The sequence below is a fragment of the Mycobacteriales bacterium genome (genome assembly GCA_035550055.1).
Classification (GTDB): Bacteria; Actinomycetota; Actinomycetes; order JAFAQI01; family JAFAQI01; genus DASZTV01.
In genome coordinates this window covers 1-5,979 of record DASZRO010000009.1, presented here as the reverse complement: position 1 = coordinate 5,979, position 5,979 = coordinate 1, and the positions used below count along the sequence as shown (strand labels likewise).

Annotated in this window: 7 protein-coding genes; 2 read left to right on the top strand and 5 right to left on the bottom strand. The window is 71.2% G+C overall.

Annotated features, from left to right (window positions below; translation table 11 throughout):
* On the top strand, positions 1 to 412 hold a 412-nt coding region (locus VG899_01620; GenBank protein ID HWA65054.1), incomplete at its 5' end, for a hypothetical protein.
* Between the two features lie 41 nt (positions 413 to 453).
* Positions 454 to 1,287 carry a TIGR03619 family F420-dependent LLM class oxidoreductase gene (locus tag VG899_01615; protein ID HWA65053.1) on the top strand — a complete coding sequence of 278 codons (834 nt, stop codon included), beginning with the start codon at positions 454 to 456 and terminating at the stop codon, positions 1,285 to 1,287.
* On the opposite strand, the gene VG899_01610 is transcribed toward VG899_01615, so the two are convergent.
* The 5 genes from VG899_01610 to VG899_01590 form a co-directional block, all read right to left on the bottom strand.
* Positions 1,227 to 2,510 (bottom strand): tRNA-dihydrouridine synthase, encoded by a 1,284-nt coding sequence (locus VG899_01610; protein ID HWA65052.1) that lies wholly within the window; start codon positions 2,508 to 2,510, stop codon positions 1,227 to 1,229. The two genes, VG899_01615 and VG899_01610, sit on opposite strands and share 61 nt — an antisense overlap.
* Positions 2,507 to 4,069 (bottom strand): GGDEF domain-containing protein, encoded by a 1,563-nt coding sequence (locus VG899_01605; protein ID HWA65051.1) that lies wholly within the window; start codon positions 4,067 to 4,069, stop codon positions 2,507 to 2,509. Before VG899_01605 ends, VG899_01610 begins: the two co-directional genes overlap by 4 nt.
* Positions 4,070 to 4,177: 108 nt before the next feature.
* Positions 4,178 to 4,663 carry a hypothetical protein gene (locus VG899_01600; protein HWA65050.1) on the bottom strand — a complete coding sequence of 162 codons (486 nt, stop codon included), beginning with the start codon at positions 4,661 to 4,663 and terminating at the stop codon, positions 4,178 to 4,180.
* Between the two features lie 2 nt (positions 4,664 to 4,665).
* The gene (locus tag VG899_01595; protein ID HWA65049.1) at positions 4,666 to 5,655 is read right to left on the bottom strand and encodes a patatin-like phospholipase family protein; all 990 of its coding nucleotides are present in this window, start codon (positions 5,653 to 5,655) and stop codon (positions 4,666 to 4,668) included.
* The coding region (locus VG899_01590) for a WS/DGAT domain-containing protein (GenBank protein HWA65048.1) at positions 5,652 to 5,979 on the bottom strand (328 nt) is incomplete at its 5' end. The genes VG899_01590 and VG899_01595, both read right to left, overlap by 4 nt.

Here is a 5,979-nt window from a genome sequence, read left to right as displayed (position 1 = left end):
GCTGTCAACCCGGCTGCTCGCGCTTCGCGGTGTCCAGGCCGCGCCGCGGGTCGCGGTGTCGGCCGACGTCGTTGCGTTCCGGCCCAACCGCGGCATCGTGCTGCTCGTCGAGCAGCCGACCGGCGACCTGGAACGCTGGCGAGGCTGGGAAGCCGCCGACCACCTCCCGCTGCTGATGGCGGCGCACGGCGTCGCCGGCTGCTGGAGCTTCGACAGCTTTCACAGCTGGACGGTGACAGCGACCTGCGAGGGCGATCCGCAGCTCGTAACGGTGATCTATCTCGACGACGACCCGCTGCAGACCACCGCAGCGTTGCGGCCACTCCTCGAGCTGCGCTGGGCCAGCGGCGACGTCACCCCGGCGTACGCCGCCCCGCTGCGCACGATGATCAGCTGGGAGGCGTGGACGTGAGCCGCCCCCTCGGCCTCGCGATCGTCACCCCCGTGCTGACGATGATGCCCGGCGCCCACGCCCGGTGGGAGGAGTCGGCGACGATCGCGGACGTCGCGCGAATAGCGGAAGCCGCCGACGCGCTCGGCTATCACCACCTCACCTGCAGCGAGCACGTGGGCGTGACCGCGGCCGAGGCGCCGAGACGGGGTGCGACGTACTGGGATCCGCTCGCGACGTTCGGCTACCTCGCCGCGCGGACCAGCCGGATCCGTCTGGCCACCAACGTCCTCGTGCTCGGCTACCACCACCCGCTCGCCATCGCGAAGCGGTACGGCACCCTCGACGCCGTCAGCGGCGGGCGGCTCGTCCTCGGGGTCGGCGTCGGGACGTTGCGCGAGGAGTTCGAGCTGCTGGGGGTGCCGTTCGAGGGTCGGGGCGAGATCGCCGACGACGCGCTTCGCGCGCTGCGGGTCGCGCTGTCGTCGAGGCAGCCGTCCTACGACGGCACCCACTACTCGTTCGACGGGTTCGTGATCGACCCGTGCGCGAGCCAGTCGAAGGTGCCGATCTGGGTCGGCGGCCGCTCGCTTCGTTCGCTTCGCCGCGCGGTCGAGCTCGCCGACGGCTGGACGCCGTTCGCGGTCAGCGCGGCGCAAGCGAAGGACTGGCTCCAGCGCTTCGACCTACCGCCGGGCTTCGAGGTCGTCCTGCCGCCCGCGCAGCCGATCGACCCCCTGGGCGCGGCTGGCGAGACCGCCGACGAGCTCACCCGCCTCACGGAGGCAGGGGCGACGATCGCGAAGGTCAGCCTGGTGCACCACTCGCTCGAGCACTACGTGGAACAGCTCGAATCGCTCGCCGACCTGACCTCTCGGTTGACCTCAGGGTTGTAGCAGGCGCCCGGCAAGCCGAGCATCTGGGCGGGCACGCAGCGGTTCGAGTTGCGGCACGCGCTCGGTCCCGGGTCGCCCGCCAGGATCCGCGCGGCCAAGTGGGGTTCGGCGTAGAACGGCCGTCCGATCCCGACCATGTCGGCGGCGCCGGAGTCGAGGATCTGGTTCACCTCATCCGCGGTGCGGATGCCACCGACCGCGAACACCGGGATCGACACCTGCTCGGACACCGCGGTGAACAGCGCGCGGTTCCACACGGGCTCGAACGGCGCTCGACGTGCCGCCCACCAGTAGCCGAACCGCAACGAGGCCCGGCGAGTCCGCCGAGGCGCCGCGCGACGCAACCGCTGCGCCATCGCCGTGTTGTCGCGCAGGGTGGTCGCAGCCGCGCCACGCGCGAGGGTGGTGTCGGGCAGCACCGACACCGCGACCGGCGTGACCGCGTCGAAGCCCCACTCCTCGACGAGCCGCGACAGCCGCAACGCCTCCTCGAAAGAGGTATGCGGCAGGCCGAACGGGGCCACCTCGACCGGCACCTTGACCGTGCACGGGAAATCGGGCCCGGCATGCTCGGCCACCGCCTCGCGGATCAGCCGGAGCACTCGGGCGCGGGCCTGCGCAGATCCACCGAACTCGTCGGTACGCCGGTTGTAGAACGGTGACAGGAACTGGTCGAGCAGCTTGGCGTTGGCCGACCCGAGCTGCACACCGTCGTAGCCCGCCTCACGCGCCCAGCCGGCAACCTCCCCGTAACGGCGGGCCATCGCGTGCACCTCGTCGGTGGTCAGCACATGCACCGGCACCCCGCGAAACGACGGGCGCAGCAGCGGCCGCAACGGTGAGGCGGCAAGCACCGGCCCACGCCGCTGCGAGGCGTACGGCTCGTGCCAGCTCTCCATCGCGTAGATCCCGCCGTGACCCAGCTGGATGAAGATCGTCGCGCCCGCCCGCTTGACCGCCGAGACCATCGGCGCCAGTCGCAGCATCTTGTCTCGGGTGTCGACGCACGTCATGCCCGGCGAGGTGCGTCCCTCCGGCCAGATGCACGACGACCCTTGGATGATCAACCCGACGCCGTCCTCGGCGTTGGCGACGAACTGCCGCTGGTAGGCGGCGGCCGCGTCCTCGCCGTCACCAGCGCCTTCGAGGACCGGGGCGCGGTAGAGCCGGTTGCGCACCGTCGCGCCGCCGATCGACAGCGGCTCCTGAAGCCGGCTGCTCACTGCGACTGCTGGCTGTCCTTGAGCTCGACCTCCGCCTGCTCGGCCGATCGCACCCGGTTGCGCCCGGCGCGTTTGGCGGCATACAACGCGCGGTCCGCCGAACGCAGCAGCGTGCTCGTGTCCGCACCGTCGTAGGGGTAGGTCGCGACCCCGACGCTGGCGGTGACCTTGATGTCCGATGCCGCATCCTGCACGGCCAGCCGCAGCCGGTCGGCCAGGGTGAAGGCAAGCCCCGCCGAGCACCCCGGCAGGACGGCGGCGAACTCTTCGCCGCCGTACCGGGCAATGGTGTCGTAAGTGCGCACCGAGCCGGCGAGTGCCCGGCTGATCTGGCGCAGGACCGTGTCGCCGGTCACGTGGCCGTACTCGTCGTTGAGGTCCTTGAAGTGGTCGAGGTCGATCAGCACGACCGACAGCCGCCCGTCCGATCGCGCTGCGCGTCCGATCTCCCGTTCGATCGCCCGGTCGAACGCCCGGCGGTTCGACAGCTGCGTCAGGCCGTCGGTGATCGCCAGCTGACGCACCCGGGCGAGCAGATCGGCACTGCGCACCGCCAGCGCGGCGTGCCCGGCGAAGCGCTCGGTTGCCGCGATGACCCGGCCTTCGGCCGGCTTGTTCGCCCAGTGCCCCAGGCCGGCGACCAGGACCCCGACGACTCCGTCGGCGAGCAACGGCACGACGACGAGATCATGGGCCGCCGGGAAGCTCGCCGCAAGCCACGGGTCCGCTTCGTCGTCGACCCGGTCCACCCGCATCGTGGTTCGCTCGGCAACGGCCTGGGTGAGCAGCGAGCGATCGTGCAACGTGCCGTCGAACGGCGCCGTCGGCTGCGTCGCCACGAGCAGCCGGGGGACGTCGTGCACCACCCCGAACAACGCCATGCGCTCGAAGCCGAACGCGTCACCGAGCGCGCCGAGCAGCAGCTGGCCGATCGTGTCGGCGTCCTCGGCGTTCTCCAGGTCGCGGCCGAGGTCGACGAGCCGGTCCACCTCGTAGCGACGGCGCCGTAGCTCTTCCTGGTTGACCGCGGACAGCAGTGCCGTGACGATCGTCAGCACCCACAGCGCGGCGAGAAAGGCCGCGAACTGGTTGCCCTCACGGCCGGGGGTGACCGGGTTGGCGATCGCCGCGAGCGCATGGCTGCGTTGCGCGAGGTAGAACGCGAGCTGGGTCATCGACTGCCAGACCGCACTGAGCACGCCGATCCGCCACGCCCCCAGCAGGTTGATCACCGTGAGGTAGACCAACACCAGGTAGCGCACCGGGCCGGGCGAGCCACCGACCAGGTACGTCGCGGCCGCGAGGAACGCTCCGTCGATGCCCAGCGCCAGCCAGAACAGCCAGCGGTAGAAGCCACCGGTCAGCAGCCGGGAGACCGCCTCGACCCCGAACGTCGTGACCAGGTAGCCAACCGACAGCGCGGCGACGTCGAGCTCGGAGGTACGGACGTCGTGGGGAACGAGCGCCGCGTAGATGATGACAGTCACGGCGAGCAGGGCGCGTAGCGACCGCAGGTAGAGCGGCCGCTCGCGAAGCGGGTCCAGCTCCCTGCGGGTCACCGGCGCCGCAGTCCCCGCGGCAGACGCAACAAGCATCGCTGATCTAGTCGGTGCCCGACGGGTGTCGACTTGACACCCGTTTGGGGGTCAATGCGCCGGCCGCTGTCCTCATGTCAGCAGGTCTGCCAGTTCCTGCACGGCGTACCAGCTGAGGTCGGCCGCCTCGGCCTCGCCGAGCGCGAAGTCGAGGTCGTCGGCTGACGCCTGCGGGTCTCGCAACAGCGCCACGGCGCCGGTCACCACCTCGGCTGCGCCGTCGTCGTCGACCAGCGCGCTCGCCCACTGCGCCACCGCCACCGAGCCGGCGAGGCGCACCACGCCTCGCTCGTCGTGGGCCGGCACGACATCGGTGTCGTCGACGTCGGCGGCGAGTACGACGCGGCGGCGGGGCGCCGCCGGGTCCTCGGCGAGCAGCTCCAGCGACGCGACCGCCGCCAGCAGCGCAGCCGCGTGCTCGAGCTCTTCGAGGTCCCCTTCTCGGTACCACTCCCGAAGCGAGGGGGTGACGGCGTACCCGTGCCCCGCCGGCGTCGCGGCGCCGGCAGCCAGCCAGTCGCGCAGCAGCGAAAGTGTTGCCGGCAGGTAGACCCGCATCGCTACCCGGCAGCGGACAGCGGCGGCGGGGCGGCGTCGGACAGCGCCTCCGCCGTGGTCCGCAACGCTACGTCGAGCACGGCACCGCGACGACGGTGGTCCATCAGGTTGACGCCGATCGCCTCGAGATCCTCGCGGCCGGGGGCGAGGATCGTCACCGCCGTTCCGGTGCGCCGTACCTTGCCCGCCTCGGCCAGGATCCGACGCGTCATCGCCCTGCGGAACCGACGCTCCCCCTTCGCCACCATCGTCGTCGGGTCGTCGTAGTCGAACGACGCCATCGGCGCCAACACGATCACCTCGTCGAGCCCGCGCCCGGCCAGCAGATCCAGCGAGGTCGGCGACAGCGTTCCGCCGTCGACATAGCGCCGGCCACCCGCCGAGATCGGGGTGAACCACCCCGGGATCGAGCACGACGCCATCACCGCATCGGCCATCGAGATCTCGGGAGCACCCGGCGCTCCGAACGCAACCCGCTTGCCGGAGTCGTAGTCCATCGCGATCAGCCACGCCTCGGGGTGCTCCGGCCAGCGCCCTTCCGGGTTGACCGCGTCGACCAGATCGGCAACTGCGGCCAGCGTGCCTCGACCGCGAGGGGCGAGACCCGACAGTGCAGCGAGCACGGGCATCCGGCGCGGGTGGAGGACCGCCTTGGCCACGAGTGAGACAGAGCCCATCCGCAGCTGGGGCCGCGGCGGCAACGCCCCTCCGCTGGCGGTGTCCGGGTCGAAGCCGATCTCCGGATCACCCGGCGCGACGATCCCGCGCTGGTGGTTGACGAGGGTGTCGACGGACAGGCCACACGCGAGCATCGAGCCGACCACCGAACCCGCCGACGTGCCGACCACGATCTCGGCGTCGCGCGGGTCCCACTCGTAGGCGTCGCGCAGCGCCGACAGCGCACCGATCATCCAGGCGGCACCGAGGACGCCACCGCCGCCGAGGACGAGGCCGCGTCGCTTGGTCGCGTCCGCTCGATCGACAGAACTCACTTTGCCGTCTCCACCAGCTCGCTCAACGATTCCTCGATACAGCTCGCGAGCACGTCGATGTCAGGCATCGCGTCGCGATCGCAGTTCATCCCGTAGTAGACCCCACCGTTGTAGGACATGAGGCCGATCGACACGGTCTGACCTTTCGTCAGCGGGACGACCGGGAAGCAGTCGTCCATCTGTGCCCCCATCGCATACAGCGGGAACTGCGGGCCGGGCACATTCGTGACGATGACGTTGAACAGCCGGCGAGACAGGCCGGCACCGAGCCGAGCCGCGGCGGAGTGGATCGTCGGCGGCGCGAACCCGGTCAGTCTCACCAAC

Bases quoted from the DNA above. Each gene is read 5' to 3' on its own strand.
- VG899_01615 (HWA65053.1), top strand. From the start codon at position 454: ATGATGCCCGGCGCCCACGCCCGGTGGGAGGAGTCGGCGACGATCGCG.
- VG899_01600 (HWA65050.1), bottom strand. From the start codon at position 4,663: ATGCGGGTCTACCTGCCGGCAACACTTTCGCTGCTGCGCGACTGGCTG.